Consider the following 12,408-nt stretch of genomic DNA (forward strand, 5'->3'; position numbering starts at 1 on the left):
GGCTGCGAGCCCACTACTGTTCGATCCCGTACACGTCGCTCGTCCAGTCGCGGGCCGGGGTGTCGTACACCGGGGCGTCGCGGTCGCGCCCGTCGAGCCGTCGCCGATCGGCCTCGTCGAGCTCCCAGTCGAGGTCGGCGTTGGCCCGGACGTGCTCCGGGGTCGACGAGCGCGGTAGCGGGACGACGCCGCGGTCGATCGCCCACCGGATGATCACCTGCGCCGGGTGCTTGTCGTACTGCTCCGCCAGCTCGGCGACGACCTCGTCGCCGAACACGTCGGTCCGCGCGAGCGGGGCCGCGGCCTCGATCACGGTGTCGGTCTCGCGGCAGTAGTCGACGAGGTCGGGCCGCTGGAACCACGGGTGAAACTCGATCTGGTTGACCGCGATCGGCACGTCGGAAATGTGGTGCGCGCAGCTGAGCTGGTACGCGCTGAAGTTCGAGACGCCGATATCGCGGACGAGCCCCCGCTCGCGCAGCTCCACCATCGCCTGGAGCGTCTCGCGCAGAGAGATGGCGGGGTTCGGCCAGTGGATCAGGTACAAGTCGAGGTAGTCGGTGCCGAGCCGGTCGAGCGACGCCTCGCACGATTCGATCACCGACTCGTAGTTGAGGTTCTTCGCGAGCACCTTCGAGGTGAGGAAGACGTCGTCGCGGTCGACGTCGCTCGCCGCGAGCGCCTCCCCGATGACCGCCTCGTTGCGGTACCCCTCCGCGGTGTCGATGTGCGCGTAATCGGCGTCGAGCGCCGCCCGAACGCTGTCGGCCGTCTCGTCGTCGTCGAGGTCGTACGTGCCCAGCCCGAGCGCCGGCAGCTCCGCGCCGCTCGGGAGCGTCTTCGTTGGTACGGTCACGCGAGGGGGGTTCGCCGGATCACCGATTGAAAGTACCGGTCGGGGAATCTCGTGCGGCGGCGCGTGCCTGCGAGGCCGCCACGCGGCCGAGCAGCACGCGCGAGGGAGTCGCGAGCGAAGCGAGCGGAAGTCAGGCCGGTACATGACCGCAGGGAGTACACCGGCCGAGATTCGAACTCAGAATCAGACGTGCCCGCTCACGGCTCGCTCCGCTCGCCGTTCGCTGCGCGCGACTGATAGCGCTCAAGTCTCTCTCGGTGATTCTGCTCACTTCGTTCGCAAGTCCGCTGAGCGGAGTGAAGCGGACGCTGGCTGGCGCAGTCAGTCGGAAAATGCACCGGCCGAGACTCCCGCAAGCAGAGCGAGCGGGAGTCAGGTCGGGGCACGACCGCAGGGAGTGCACCGGCCGAGATTTGAACTCGGGTTGCAACCATGGCAAGGTTGCGTGATACCACTACACTACCGGTGCGTGCTTCGCATCCGATCGTAGTCCGGGTCGGAGATATAAGGGTTCCGAACGACGGTCGGCGGAAGGGTCATCGGTGCCGCGCCCCCACACGGATCCGTACCCGAACGATGACCGACCTGCCCGACCGCGCCGACCGACGCACCGTCCTCCGCGCGACCGCCGGGCTCGCCGGCATCGCCGCGTTTCCCGCCGTCGCCGGCTGTCTCGGGGGCGGCGGCTCTCCCGGCGGCGACGAGGCCGGAGGCTCCGGCGACGACGGCGGCGACGCCCCGCCGGACGACGGCGCGGGCGTCGCGTACGACGTCGAGACCGTCGCGGAGGGGTTCGAGAACCCATGGGCGCTCGCCTTCCTACCCGACGACGGTCGCCTGCTGGTCACAGAGCGACCGGGACGGCTCTCGCTTGTCGACCCCGCGGACGGGGCCGTCGAGGCGGTCGCGGGCGCGCCAGAAGTGTTCGCGGAGGGGCAGGGCGGCCTGCTCGACGTTGCGGTCCACCCGGACTACCCGGCCGACCCGCGCATCTACCTCACGTACGCGGCGGTGAACGACGCGGGCGAGGCGACGACGCACGTCGGGACCGGACGGCTCTCGCTCGACGGCGGCGACGCGCCGGTGCTCGACGAGTTCGAGCCAATCCGGGTCGCCGAGCCGTTCCGCGGCGGCGCGAACCACTTCGGCTCCCGGGCGACGTTCGGCCCCGAGGGGTCGCTGTTCGTCACGGTCGGCGACCGGCGCGACACGGACTTCGGACCCGACCACGTCTCGCAGGACCGTTCGAACGAGCTGGGCGCGACGCTGCGGCTGACCCCGGACGGCGACGCCCACCCCGACAACCCGTTCGTCGACGACCCGGACGCGGCCGACGCGCTGTACAGCTACGGGCACCGGAACCCGCAGGCGATGGCGGTGCGGTCCGAGACGGGCCGGATCTGGCAGTGCGAGCACGGCGAGGAGGACGGCGACGAGATCAACGTGATCGAGCGCGGCGGCGACTACGGCTGGCCGGTCGCCAGCGAGGCGTGCCGCTACGGGACCGACGACCCCTTCGCGCCGGGCCACGGGGACCGCGACGGCGTGATCGCGCCGGTCCACCACTGGCCGTGCGGGTCCGGCGGCTTCCCGCCGAGCGGCGCGGTCTTCTACGACGGCGACGCGTTCCCCGAGTGGCGGGGCGACCTGTTCGCGGGCACGCTCGCGGCGCGGTACCTCGGGCGGTTCACGGTCGACGGCGACGGCCTCGACGCGACCGTGACCGAGCGCGAGCCCCTGCTCGCCGACCGCGGGTGGCGCATGCGCGCGGTCGCGGTCGAACCGGACACGGGGAACCTCTACGTCGCGGTCGATGACGACGACGCGCCGGTGGCGCGGGTCGTTCCAACGTGAGGGGTCGCCTCCGCGGCGACGCGGATCCGTGTGACGAGTTGGCTCGGATTCGCGGGCGGAATCCCCGCGCAGACCCCGTGTGAACGCGGCACAGCCGGATATCGGGACCGCTATCCTTTTACCGTGCCGTCCGGAATCGAAGGTTACAGTCTCGCCACGATGCGTACCGAAGACGGACTCACGATCTGTGTTCCGTCTTCGCTCGTCCGGGAAGCCGAGGACGACCGCGAGGCGACTCGCAAACTCGGCTACGTCGCCCGTGCGGCGGCGGTGTTCCGGGCGGATCGGCTCGTGGTCTTCCCCGACCGGGAAGGCGACGGGCGACGGGGCGGGGAGTACGTCCGCACCGTGCTGGGGTACGCCGCGACGCCGCCGGAGCTCCGAAAGGACCTCTGGGGGCAGCGCGACGAACTCCGGTACGTCGGTGTGCTTCCCCCGCTCCGCGTGCCGTGGCGGACCGGCTCGACCCCTAGCGGGGAAGAGTCGAAAACACAGGGACTCGTGACCGAGGTCGGACCTGAAGGCCGCGTCCGGGTCAATTCCCCGCTGCGGGAACACCCGATCTCCCTGCTCGTCCCCTCCGGAATGGAGGTCGAGCGGGGGGAGCGCGTCACCATCAGGGTCTCTTCGAGAGAACCGGTCCGCGCCCGCATCACCGGGAAGCCGGAGGTCGGCTTCCAGGTCGCGGCCGCGGACCTGTCGGAAGCGCTCGCCGGCGACGGACTGGCCGTCGCGACGTCGCGACACGGAGCGGAACTCTCCGTCTCGCGGCTCGGCGACCTCGTCTCGGACGCCCGCGAGGCCGGCGGTTACACCGTCGCCTTCGGCGCGCCCGAGCGGGGGCTTCCGGAGATGCTCGGGCTTCCGCCCGACCGCATTCGGGCGGCCGTCGCCGACGGCCGCTCGGTCGAACCCGATCCGGGGTTCGACCTCTGGCTGAACACGATCCCGGCACAGGCGAGCGAGGTCGTCCGGACGGAGGAGGCTCTGTTCGCGACCCTCGGCTCGCTCACACTCACGGAGTAAACACATGCCACAACCAAGCCGACCACGAAAAGGCTCGCTGGGCTACGGCCCGCGCACCCGCGCAGACAGCGAGGTGCCGCGCATCCGTTCGTGGCCAGAAGACGACGGGGCCCCTGCGCTGCAGGGATTCGCCGGCTACAAGGCCGGGATGACCCACGTCATGATGGTCAACGACGAGGCGAACTCGCCGCGTGAAGGGATGGAAGAGGCCGTCCCCGTCACCGTCGTCGAGACGCCGCAGATGCACGCCGTCGCCGTGCGCGCCTACGAGAACACGCCGTACGGACAGAAGCCGGTCGAAGAGGTCTGGGCGACCGAGTTCCACGAGGAACTCGACCGCGCGCTCGACCTCCCGGCGGAAGACACCTTCGAGGCAGATGCCGACGAGCTCCGCGCGCTGCTCGACGACGACGTCGTCGACGACGTGCGCGTCATCACGCACACGGCGCCCTCGGAGCTCTCGAACGTCCCGAAGAAGAAGCCCGACATCATGGAGACGCGCGTCGGCGGCGGCTCCCTCGAGGAGCGCGCTGACTTCGCGCTGGACCTCGTCGCGGAGGGCGGCGCCCACGAGTTCGGCGATGTCTTCCGCGCGGGCCAGTACACCGATGTCTCCGGCATCACGAAGGGGAAGGGGACGCAGGGTCCCGTCAAACGCTGGGGCGTTCAGAAGCGGAAGGGCAAACACGCCCGCCAGGGATGGCGGCGTCGGATCGGCAACCTCGGTCCGTGGAACCCCTCCCGCGTCCGCTCCACCGTCCCCCAGCAGGGGCAGACCGGCTATCACCAGCGCACCGAGCTCAACAAGCGCCTCATCGACTTCGGCGAGGGCGACGACGCCTCCGTCGACGGCGGCTTCGTCAACTACGGCGAGGTCGACGGTGAGTACGCGCTCATCAAGGGCTCGCTGCCCGGTCCGGACCAGCGCCTGCTGCGGTTCCGCCCGGCCATCCGGCCGAACGACCAGCCGCGCCTCGACCCCGAGGTCCGGTACGTTTCCACCGAATCCAACCAGGGATAACCAATGAACGCAACAGTACACGACCTGGACGGCGAGGAGGCGGGCAGCGTCGAGCTGCCGGCCGTCTTCGAGACCGCGTTCCGACCGGACCTCATCGGTCGCGCGGTCGACGCCGCTCAGGCCAACCGGAAGCAGGCCTACGGGGCCGACGAGTTCGCCGGGCTGCGGACGCCCGCCGAATCGTTCGGCTCCGGCCGCGGGCTCGCGCACGTGCCACGTTCCGAGAACGTCGCCCGTCGCGTCCCGCACGCCGTGTCGGGGCGCGCCGCGCACCCGCCGAAGGCCGAGAAGGACCAGTCGAAGCAACTGAACGACAAGGAGCGACAGCTCGCGATCCGGTCGGCCATCGCGGCCACGACCGACGCCGAGCTCGTCGCCGAGCGCGGCCACGCGTTCGACGAGGACCTCGACCTCCCGCTCGTCGTGAGCGACGAGTTCGAGGACCTCGAGAAGACGCAGGACGCCCTTGGCGTGCTCGAAGCCGTCGGCGCCGACGCCGACATCGAGCGCGCCGAGGAGGGTCGCTCCGTCCGCGCCGGACAGGGCAAGGCCCGCGGCCGCAAGTACCGCCAGCCCAAGTCCGTCCTCGTCGTCACCAGCGAGGAGCCGTCCCGCGCCGCCCGCAACCTCGCGGGCGTCGACGTCGCGACCGCTCGCGAGGTCAACGCGGAGGACCTCGCGCCCGGCGCGCACCCGGGCCGACTCACGCTGTGGACCGAGAGCGCCGTCTCGGAGGTGGCCGACCGATGAACTCGATCATCGAGCATCCGATCGTCACCGAGCAGGCGATGAACGAGATGGACTTCAACAACAAGCTGCTGTTCCTCGTCGACGTGGACGCGACCAAACCGGAGATCGAGTCCGAGGTCGCCGAGCGCTACGACGTGGGCGTCGTCAACGTGAACACGCAGGTGACGCCGCAGGGCGAGAAGAAGGCGGTCGTCACCCTGTCCGCGGACGACGACGCGACCGAAATCGCCTCGCGTATCGGGGTGTTCTGAGATGGGACGACGAATCCAAGGACAACGGCGCGGACGCGGCGGCCCGACGTTCCGGGCCCCCTCCCACCGTTACAAGGCGGAACTGTCGCACAAGAAGCTCGAAGACGTGGACACGGTCACCGGCGAGATCGTCGGGATCGAACACGACCCGGCCCGCTCGGCCCCCCTCGCGGAGGTCGAGTTCGAGGACGACGACCGTCGGCTCGTGCTCGCGCCGGAAGGCGTACGCGTGGGCGAGACGATTCAGGTCGGCGTCTCGGCCGAGATCAAGCCGGGCAACACGCTCCCGCTGGCGGAGATCCCCGAGGGCGTCCCGGTGTGTAACGTCGAGAGCAACCGCGGGGACGGCGGGAAGTTCGCGCGCGCCTCTGGCGTGTCGGCGACACTCCTCACCCACGACCGCGACGTCGCGGTCGTCCAGCTCCCCAGCGGCGAAGTGAAGCGACTCGACCCGCAGTGCCGCGCCACGATCGGCGTGGTCGCGGGCGGCGGCCGGACGGAGAAACCCTTCGTCAAGGCCGGCAACAAACACCACAAGATGAAGGCGCGCGGCACGAAATACCCGCGCGTCCGCGGCGTCGCGATGAACGCCGTCGACCACCCCTTCGGTGGCGGTGGTCGCCAACACCCCGGCCAGCCGAAGTCCGTCTCGCGGGACGCCCCGCCGGGACGCAAGGTCGGTGACATCGCATCCAAGCGCACCGGACGAGGTGGCAACAAATGAGTTCAGACTACCGAACCGGCCGCGAGGGCGAGGAGTTCGCCTACCGCGGTCACTCGCTCGACGAGCTGCAGGAGATGGACGTAGACGAGGTCGCGGAACTGCTCCCCGCACGCCAGCGGCGAAGCATCGTTCGCGGACTCGGCACCGAACAGCAGAAGCTGCTGGAGACGGTCCGGAGCCGCGACAAGGAGACGACGGCGGACGACCCGATCCGGACGCACCTGCGCGACATGCCGATCCTGCCGGAGTTCGTCGGCGTCACCTTCGCCGTGTACAACGGCCACAGCTTCGAGCGCGTTCAGGTTGAGCCCGAGATGATCGGGCACTACCTCGGTGAGTTCCACCTCACGCGAAGCACCGTCGAACACGGTCAGGCCGGCATCGGCGCGACCCGGTCCTCGAAGTTCGTGCCCCTCAAGTAACCCATGGGAATCAACTACAGCGTCGAGGCCGACCCGGAGACCACCGCCAAGGGGATGCTCCGCGACCGGCCCATCAGCGTGAAGGACAGCAAGGAGATCTCCCGAGAGATCAAAGGCGAGACGGTCGCCGACGCGGAGGAGTTCCTCCAGGAGGTCATCGACGAGGAGACGTCGGTGCCGATGCGCCAGCACAACGCCGGCGCGGGCCACCGCTCCGACATCGACGGCTGGGACGCGGGACGGTACCCCGAGAAGGCCGCCAAGGACTTCCTCAAGCTCTTGGAGAACGTCAAGAACAACGCCGACGAGCAGGGGTTCGACGGCGAGGCGATGGTCATCAAACACGTCGCCCCTCACAAGGTCGGCGAGCGACCCGGTCGGAACCCCCGCGCCGCGGGCGCGACCGAGTGGAACACCACGCTCGCGGACGTCGAACTGATCATCGAGGAGCCGGAGGCTGACAACTAATGGCTGACGAACACCAATTCATCGAGGACGGCCTGCGCCGTTCCCAGATCAACGAGTTCTTCGCGGACGAGCTCGGCCGCGCCGGCTACGGCGGGATGGACGTCGCCCAGACGCCGATGGGCACGCAGATCGTCCTGAAGGCCGAAAAGCCCGGGATGGTGATCGGGAAGGGCGGGAAGAACATCCGCAAGATCACCACCGAGCTCGAGGACCGCTTCGACATGGACGACCCGCAGATCGACGTTCAGGAGGTCGACGAGCCCGACCTGAACGCACAGATCGTCGCGGACCGTCTGGCGAACGCCCTCGAACGCGGCTGGTACTTCCGGAAGGCCGGTCACACGACGATCGACCGCATCATGGACGCGGGCGCGCTGGGCGCCGAGATCGTCCTGTCCGGCAAGGTCACCGGCGCGCGCTCGCGCGTCGAGAAGTTCAACCGCGGCTACATCAAGCACAACGGCGAACCCGCCGAGGAGGTCGTCGACCACGGCCAGGGCGTCGCCGTCATGAAGCTCGGGACGATCGGCGTCAACGTGAAGATCATTCCGCCGGGGGCGACGCTCCCGGACGACTTCCAGATCCGCGAGGACGCCGAGGTCCCCGAGGTCGAGCAGGCGGCCGCCGGCGCCGGCGACGACGAGGGCGTCGAGGCGCTGCTCGAAGAGGATCCGGAGGAGGTTCCCGACGTGGGCGCCGACGAGGATGTCGATGTCCCCGACGAGGACCCCGCGGATGTCATCGACGAGGAGGTCGTCGAGGAGGTCGTCGAGGAGACGCAGGACACGGCCACCGAGGCGACCGACGTCGCCGCGGAGGAGCCGGTCGGCGACGCGGACGCCGACGAGCTCGACGAACTGGACGAAGAGATCGAGTCCGAGGCGGCCGACCTCGTCGCGGAGATGGAGGCGGCCGACGAGGAGGAGGAGGACGAATAATGGCGATCCTCTACACCGACGAGATCCGCGACATGACCGCGGCGGAGCGCCAGGTCGAACTCGAGGAGCTCGAGACCGAGCTGCTCAACTCGAAGGCGCAGCGGGCGGCCGGCGGCATGCCGGAGAGCCCGGGCCGCGTCAACGAGCTCAAGAAGACGATCGCCCGGATCAAGACGATCCAGGCGGAAGAAGGCGACTTCGACGAGGACGAAGCGTAAGATGATCTCCCCCGACACACTCGTCCGGCACGAGCTCGTCGGCCTCCCGGTTCGGGTGGCCGACGCCGACAGCGACGCCCACGTGGGTATCGCCGGTCGCGTGCTCGACGAGACGTTCGGTACCCTCGTGGTCCGAACGGCGTCGGGGGACAAACGCGTGCCCAAGTCGGGCGCGACGTTCGAGTTCGGCGTCGCCGAGACGCCGACCGCTCGCACAGATGAAGCCGCCGGCGACGGACAGTCGCCGGGGTCCGCGTCCCAACTCGGGTCGGATACTACGGGGGTCCGCCCCCGTCAGTCTGGCCCGTCCGGATCCGCAAGCGTCGTCGACGGTGACGGCGCGGGTCCGGCGAGCCGCCGAGGCGAGTGCAAAGACGCGGTCTACGCGACGGTGGATGGCGATCGGTTGCGATATCGGCCCGCCGAACGCACCGAATGAGGTGCCACACAATGGCGATAGGAATCGACGTACCCACGCCTCCGGAGCCAGACAACCCGGAGGATTACGACTACGAGAAATGCCCGTTCTACGGGCAGCTCTCCGTCCGCGGCCAGACCCGCGAGGGGACGGTCGTGTCGACGGATATGGAAAAGACCGTCATCGTCGAGCGAGAGTACGACGTGTTCGTACCGAAATACGATCGGTACATGAAGCGTCGCTCGCGCATCCCGGCCCACGTGCCGGGCGTGCTCGACTCGCTCGAAGTCGGTGACGAAGTGACGATCGCGGAGACGCGACCGCTCTCGAAGACGAAGTCCCACGTCGTCGTCGAGATCCGCTCGGGTGATCAGTGATGGAGGCGCTCAAGGCCGATGTCACGCAGGGGCTCTCGAAGGGCTCGCTGATCACGTGCGCCGACAACACCGGCGCCCGTGAGCTGAAGGTCATCTCCGTGTCGGGCTACTCCGGCACGAAGAACCGCCACCCGAAGGCGGGGATCGGCGACAAGGTGACCGTCTCGGTCACCAAAGGGACCCCGGAGATGCGGCGGCAGGTGCTGGAGGCGGTCGTCGTCCGCCAGCGCAAGCCGATCCGCCGTCCGGACGGCACGCGCGTGAAGTTCGAGGACAACGCGGCCGTCATCATCGACGACCTCGAGGAGCCGCGGGGCACGGAGATCAAAGGCCCCGTCGCCCGCGAGGTCGCCGAACGGTTCGGGAGCATCGCCTCGACCGCGACGATGATCGTCTAACTATGACGAAACAGCCACGCAAACAACGAAAACGGTCGGAGACCGCGCCGCTCCACGAGCGGCAGAATCAGGTCCGGGCCACCCTCACCGACGAGCTCCGCGAGGAGTACGGACAGCGCAACGTCCGCGTCAACGCCGGCGACACCGTCGAGGTGCTTCGCGGCGACGCGGCCGGCACGGAGGCGGAGGTCGTCTCCGTCGACCTGTCCGCCGAGCGGATCACGGTCGAGGACGTCACCGTCGAGAAGGCGGACGGGGAGGAGGTTCCCCGCCCGATTCCGGCGAGCAACGTCCGGGTGACCGAGCTGGACCTCGAGGACGAGCGCCGCGAGGCGCGGCTCCAGGAGGATAACGAATGACGCGACACCAGAAGCGACTGTCAGTACCGAACTCCTGGCCGGTCGAGCGCAAGACGAACACGTTCACCGTGAAGGCGGGCGCGGGCCCGCACGGCGAGGCGGGCGTTCCGCTCGTCGTCCTGCTGCGGGACGTGCTCGGCTACGTCGACTCGACGAAGGAGGCGCGCTACGCGCTGAACAACGACTCGATCCTCGTCAACGGGGACGCCGTCTCGGACGAACAGCGTCCGATCGGGATGTTCGACATCCTGGCGTTCCCCGAGCGCGGGGAGTACTTCCGCGTCTTCCCCGACGAGGGCGGTCGGCTCGCGCTGACTCCCGTCGACGAGGACGCCGCGGGCAGCCGGCTCGGGAAGATCACGAACAAGACCGTCGTCCCCGGCGGCGTCACGCAGCTGACGCTCCACGACGGGACGAACGTCCGCGTCGACGACGACGCGGACTACGAGACGAACGACTCGATCGTCGTCGACAACGAGACGAAGGAGATCGTCGCCCACTTCGAGTACGAGGAGGGCGCCTTGGTGACCGCCGTCGCTGGCCAGCACGCCGGCCAGATCGGCGAGATCGAGGACATCGACGTGACCCTCGGCTCCGGCGACAACACTGTGACCGTCGCCAGCGAGGACGGCGGCTACGAGACGGTCGAGGAGTACGTCGTCGTCATCGACGAGAACTTCACCGACGACGAGGGTGATGCGGATGAGTGAAGCCGAGAGCGCCGACCACGAGATGCGCGAGCCGTCCCTCGAGAAGGTCGTCGTCCACATGGGCGTCGGGCAGGGCGGTGAGCCGCTCGCGGACGCCGAGGAGATCATCGAGGAGATCACGGGCCAGCAGTCGGTCCGGACCACCTCGAAGCGCACCATCGCCGAGTTCGGGATCCGCAAGGGCGACCCGATCGGCGTCAAGGTGACGCTGCGGGGCGAGGACGCGCACGCGTTCCTCGAGACCGCGCTCGATCTCGTCGATGTCTCGCGGAGCCAGTTCGACGACACGGGTAACCTCAGCTTCGGGGTCGAGGACCACACCGACTTTCCGAGCCAGGAGTACGACCCCAACATCGGGATCTACGGCCTCGACGTGACGACGACGATCGTCCGTCCCGGCTACCGCGTCTCGAAACGCGACAAGGCGACGGGGACCATTCCCTCTCGCCACCGGATGACAGCCGAGGACGCGGCCGCGTTCCTCGAAACGAACTTCGACGTCGAGGTAACCGAATGAGCGAAGCGAACAACGACACGGGCGAGCACGCCGCGAAGCGCACCGACTCCCGGCACACGTGCCGGCGGTGCGACCGCGAGCAGGGACTCGTCGGCAAGTACGACATCAACCTCTGCCGGCAGTGCTTCCGCGAGGTCGCCCGAGACATGGGATTCGAGAAGTACAGCTGATCATGACGGGAAACGATCCATTCACCAACGCGCTCGCCGGCATGGACAACGCCGAGAGCGTTGGCCACCTGTCGTACACGGTAGAGCCCGCTTCGAACATCATCGGCTCCGTCCTCGAGGTCCTCTACGACCGCGGGTACGTCGACGGCTTCGAGTACGTCGACGACGGGAAAGCCGGGAAGTTCGAGGTCGAACTGAAAGGCGCGATCAACGAGTGTGGCGCCGTCAAGCCCCGCTACTCCGCGGGTGCGGACGAGTTCGAGAAGTGGGAGAAGCGGTACCTCCCCGCCCGTGACTACGGGACGCTCATCGTCACGACGAGCCACGGCGTCATGAGCCACTACGAGGCCCGCGAGGAGGGCATCGGCGGCCAAGTGATCGCATACGTCTACTAACAATGAACAGAGTCGAAATCGAGATTCCGGACGACGTCTCCGCCGAGACCGACCACCTCGAACTCACCGTCGAAGGACCCAACGGGAGCGTCACGCGACGCCTCTGGTACCCCGACGTCGACGTGACGATCGAGGACGGCGCGGTGGTCATCGCGACCGAGAACGAGGACGCGAAGACCAACGCCACCGTCGGCACCTTCGAGAGCCACGTCGCCAACATGATCCACGGCGTCACCGAGGGCTGGGAGTACGCCATGGAAGTGTACTACGCCCACTTCCCGATGCAGGTGAACGTGGAGGGCGACGAGGTCGTCATCGAGAACTTCCTCGGAGAGAGCGCCGCGCGGCGCACCCCCATCCGCGGAGACACGGACGTACAGATCGACGGCGAGACGGTCACGCTCTCGGGCTCCGACAAGGAGGCCGTCGGCCAGACCGCCGCCGACATCGAACAGCTGACGAAGGTGACCGACAAGGACACGCGCGTCTTCCAGGACGGCGTGTACATCGTCGAGAAACCCACCGGAGGTGCCTAA

The 12,408-nt window shown here is 68.6% G+C and carries 20 protein-coding genes and 1 tRNA gene; 19 read left to right on the plus strand and 2 right to left on the minus strand.

Translation table 11 applies throughout. The annotated features are described in order from the left end of the window. Positions 1 to 13: 13 nt before the first annotated feature. The gene (locus EXE47_RS00115) at positions 14 to 856 is read right to left on the minus strand and encodes an aldo/keto reductase (RefSeq protein ID WP_137707937.1); all 843 of its coding nucleotides are present in this window, start codon (positions 854 to 856) and stop codon (positions 14 to 16) included. 398 nt (positions 857 to 1,254) lie between these two features. Further along, a tRNA-Gly gene (locus tag EXE47_RS00120) sits at positions 1,255 to 1,325 on the minus strand. 107 nt (positions 1,326 to 1,432) lie between these two features. On the opposite strand from EXE47_RS00120, the gene EXE47_RS00125 reads away from it, so the two are divergent. The 19 genes from EXE47_RS00125 (at position 1,433) to EXE47_RS00215 (ending at position 12,408) form a co-directional block, all read left to right on the plus strand. Then, positions 1,433 to 2,710, plus strand: coding sequence for a PQQ-dependent sugar dehydrogenase (locus tag EXE47_RS00125; RefSeq protein ID WP_089308360.1), 1,278 nt, complete (start codon positions 1,433 to 1,435; stop codon positions 2,708 to 2,710). Between the two features lie 159 nt (positions 2,711 to 2,869). After that, positions 2,870 to 3,736, plus strand: coding sequence for a putative RNA uridine N3 methyltransferase (locus EXE47_RS00130; protein WP_086220222.1), 867 nt, complete (start codon positions 2,870 to 2,872; stop codon positions 3,734 to 3,736). A 4-nt stretch (positions 3,737 to 3,740) separates the two neighbouring features. Beyond that, positions 3,741 to 4,757: a 50S ribosomal protein L3 gene (locus EXE47_RS00135; RefSeq protein WP_089308359.1), complete on the plus strand. Its 1,017-nt coding sequence runs from the start codon at positions 3,741 to 3,743 to the stop codon at positions 4,755 to 4,757. A 3-nt stretch (positions 4,758 to 4,760) separates the two neighbouring features. Further along, positions 4,761 to 5,507 (plus strand): 50S ribosomal protein L4, encoded by a 747-nt coding sequence (gene rpl4p / locus EXE47_RS00140; RefSeq protein WP_086216128.1) that lies wholly within the window; start codon positions 4,761 to 4,763, stop codon positions 5,505 to 5,507. After that, positions 5,504 to 5,758 (plus strand): 50S ribosomal protein L23, encoded by a 255-nt coding sequence (locus tag EXE47_RS00145; RefSeq protein ID WP_049930182.1) that lies wholly within the window; start codon positions 5,504 to 5,506, stop codon positions 5,756 to 5,758. The genes rpl4p and EXE47_RS00145 overlap by 4 nt, the downstream gene beginning before the upstream one ends. Position 5,759: 1 nt before the next feature. Beyond that, entirely contained in the window at positions 5,760 to 6,482 is a 723-nt protein-coding gene (locus EXE47_RS00150; protein ID WP_049930183.1) for a 50S ribosomal protein L2, read from the plus strand. Beyond that, positions 6,479 to 6,904, plus strand: coding sequence for a 30S ribosomal protein S19 (locus EXE47_RS00155; protein ID WP_049930185.1), 426 nt, complete (start codon positions 6,479 to 6,481; stop codon positions 6,902 to 6,904). The genes EXE47_RS00150 and EXE47_RS00155 overlap by 4 nt, the downstream gene beginning before the upstream one ends. Before the next feature lie 3 nt (positions 6,905 to 6,907). Next, a complete protein-coding gene (locus EXE47_RS00160; protein ID WP_006114468.1) occupies positions 6,908 to 7,372 on the plus strand; it encodes a 50S ribosomal protein L22 in 465 nt (154 codons plus the stop codon). Further along, the gene (locus EXE47_RS00165) at positions 7,372 to 8,310 is read left to right on the plus strand and encodes a 30S ribosomal protein S3 (protein ID WP_049930186.1); all 939 of its coding nucleotides are present in this window, start codon (positions 7,372 to 7,374) and stop codon (positions 8,308 to 8,310) included. The genes EXE47_RS00160 and EXE47_RS00165 overlap by 1 nt, the downstream gene beginning before the upstream one ends. Then, entirely contained in the window at positions 8,310 to 8,528 is a 219-nt protein-coding gene (gene rpmC, locus EXE47_RS00170) for a 50S ribosomal protein L29 (RefSeq protein WP_006114466.1), read from the plus strand. Before EXE47_RS00165 ends, rpmC begins: the two co-directional genes overlap by 1 nt. Before the next feature lies 1 nt (position 8,529). Continuing rightward, positions 8,530 to 8,967, plus strand: coding sequence for a ribonuclease P protein component 1 (locus EXE47_RS00175; protein ID WP_137707938.1), 438 nt, complete (start codon positions 8,530 to 8,532; stop codon positions 8,965 to 8,967). A gap of 11 nt (positions 8,968 to 8,978) precedes the next feature. Then, on the plus strand, positions 8,979 to 9,323 hold the full coding sequence (locus EXE47_RS00180) for a 30S ribosomal protein S17 (RefSeq protein WP_006114464.1): 345 nt from the start codon (positions 8,979 to 8,981) through the stop codon (positions 9,321 to 9,323). Continuing rightward, entirely contained in the window at positions 9,323 to 9,721 is a 399-nt protein-coding gene (locus tag EXE47_RS00185; RefSeq protein WP_004597429.1) for a 50S ribosomal protein L14, read from the plus strand. Before EXE47_RS00180 ends, EXE47_RS00185 begins: the two co-directional genes overlap by 1 nt. A 2-nt stretch (positions 9,722 to 9,723) precedes the next feature. Next, positions 9,724 to 10,080, plus strand: a complete 357-nt coding sequence (gene rplX, locus EXE47_RS00190) for a 50S ribosomal protein L24 (protein WP_049930190.1) — start codon at positions 9,724 to 9,726, stop codon at positions 10,078 to 10,080. Continuing rightward, positions 10,077 to 10,790, plus strand: coding sequence for a 30S ribosomal protein S4e (locus EXE47_RS00195; RefSeq protein ID WP_049930192.1), 714 nt, complete (start codon positions 10,077 to 10,079; stop codon positions 10,788 to 10,790). The genes rplX and EXE47_RS00195 overlap by 4 nt, the downstream gene beginning before the upstream one ends. Further along, positions 10,783 to 11,307, plus strand: coding sequence for a 50S ribosomal protein L5 (locus EXE47_RS00200; RefSeq protein WP_049930678.1), 525 nt, complete (start codon positions 10,783 to 10,785; stop codon positions 11,305 to 11,307). Before EXE47_RS00195 ends, EXE47_RS00200 begins: the two co-directional genes overlap by 8 nt. After that, the gene (locus tag EXE47_RS00205; RefSeq protein WP_004597423.1) at positions 11,304 to 11,477 is read left to right on the plus strand and encodes a 30S ribosomal protein S14; all 174 of its coding nucleotides are present in this window, start codon (positions 11,304 to 11,306) and stop codon (positions 11,475 to 11,477) included. The genes EXE47_RS00200 and EXE47_RS00205 overlap by 4 nt, the downstream gene beginning before the upstream one ends. 2 nt (positions 11,478 to 11,479) lie before the next feature. Continuing rightward, on the plus strand, positions 11,480 to 11,872 hold the full coding sequence (locus EXE47_RS00210) for a 30S ribosomal protein S8 (RefSeq protein WP_004047215.1): 393 nt from the start codon (positions 11,480 to 11,482) through the stop codon (positions 11,870 to 11,872). Positions 11,873 to 11,874: 2 nt separating this feature from the next. Next, complete coding sequence (locus EXE47_RS00215) at positions 11,875 to 12,408, plus strand: 50S ribosomal protein L6 (protein ID WP_049930194.1); 534 nt, start codon at positions 11,875 to 11,877, stop codon at positions 12,406 to 12,408.

This window comes from Halorubrum sp. GN12_10-3_MGM, assembly GCF_005435235.1.
Lineage (GTDB): Archaea > Halobacteriota > Halobacteria > Halobacteriales > Haloferacaceae > Halorubrum > Halorubrum ezzemoulense.

What these genes read in the sequence shown, in the direction of transcription:
- EXE47_RS00125 (WP_089308360.1), top strand. Translation starts at nt 1,433, where the DNA reads ATGACCGACCTGCCCGACCGCGCCGACCGACGCACCGTCCTCCGCGCG.
- EXE47_RS00130 (WP_086220222.1), top strand. Translation starts at nt 2,870, where the DNA reads ATGCGTACCGAAGACGGACTCACGATCTGTGTTCCGTCTTCGCTCGTC.
- EXE47_RS00135 (WP_089308359.1), top strand. Translation starts at nt 3,741, where the DNA reads ATGCCACAACCAAGCCGACCACGAAAAGGCTCGCTGGGCTACGGCCCG.
- rpl4p (WP_086216128.1), top strand. Translation starts at nt 4,761, where the DNA reads ATGAACGCAACAGTACACGACCTGGACGGCGAGGAGGCGGGCAGCGTC.
- EXE47_RS00145 (WP_049930182.1), top strand. Translation starts at nt 5,504, where the DNA reads ATGAACTCGATCATCGAGCATCCGATCGTCACCGAGCAGGCGATGAAC.
- EXE47_RS00150 (WP_049930183.1), top strand. Translation starts at nt 5,760, where the DNA reads ATGGGACGACGAATCCAAGGACAACGGCGCGGACGCGGCGGCCCGACG.
- EXE47_RS00155 (WP_049930185.1), top strand. Translation starts at nt 6,479, where the DNA reads ATGAGTTCAGACTACCGAACCGGCCGCGAGGGCGAGGAGTTCGCCTAC.
- EXE47_RS00160 (WP_006114468.1), top strand. Translation starts at nt 6,908, where the DNA reads ATGGGAATCAACTACAGCGTCGAGGCCGACCCGGAGACCACCGCCAAG.
- EXE47_RS00165 (WP_049930186.1), top strand. Translation starts at nt 7,372, where the DNA reads ATGGCTGACGAACACCAATTCATCGAGGACGGCCTGCGCCGTTCCCAG.
- rpmC (WP_006114466.1), top strand. Translation starts at nt 8,310, where the DNA reads ATGGCGATCCTCTACACCGACGAGATCCGCGACATGACCGCGGCGGAG.
- EXE47_RS00175 (WP_137707938.1), top strand. Translation starts at nt 8,530, where the DNA reads ATGATCTCCCCCGACACACTCGTCCGGCACGAGCTCGTCGGCCTCCCG.
- EXE47_RS00180 (WP_006114464.1), top strand. Translation starts at nt 8,979, where the DNA reads ATGGCGATAGGAATCGACGTACCCACGCCTCCGGAGCCAGACAACCCG.
- EXE47_RS00185 (WP_004597429.1), top strand. Translation starts at nt 9,323, where the DNA reads ATGGAGGCGCTCAAGGCCGATGTCACGCAGGGGCTCTCGAAGGGCTCG.
- rplX (WP_049930190.1), top strand. Translation starts at nt 9,724, where the DNA reads ATGACGAAACAGCCACGCAAACAACGAAAACGGTCGGAGACCGCGCCG.
- EXE47_RS00195 (WP_049930192.1), top strand. Translation starts at nt 10,077, where the DNA reads ATGACGCGACACCAGAAGCGACTGTCAGTACCGAACTCCTGGCCGGTC.
- EXE47_RS00200 (WP_049930678.1), top strand. Translation starts at nt 10,783, where the DNA reads ATGAGTGAAGCCGAGAGCGCCGACCACGAGATGCGCGAGCCGTCCCTC.
- EXE47_RS00205 (WP_004597423.1), top strand. Translation starts at nt 11,304, where the DNA reads ATGAGCGAAGCGAACAACGACACGGGCGAGCACGCCGCGAAGCGCACC.
- EXE47_RS00210 (WP_004047215.1), top strand. Translation starts at nt 11,480, where the DNA reads ATGACGGGAAACGATCCATTCACCAACGCGCTCGCCGGCATGGACAAC.
- EXE47_RS00215 (WP_049930194.1), top strand. Translation starts at nt 11,875, where the DNA reads ATGAACAGAGTCGAAATCGAGATTCCGGACGACGTCTCCGCCGAGACC.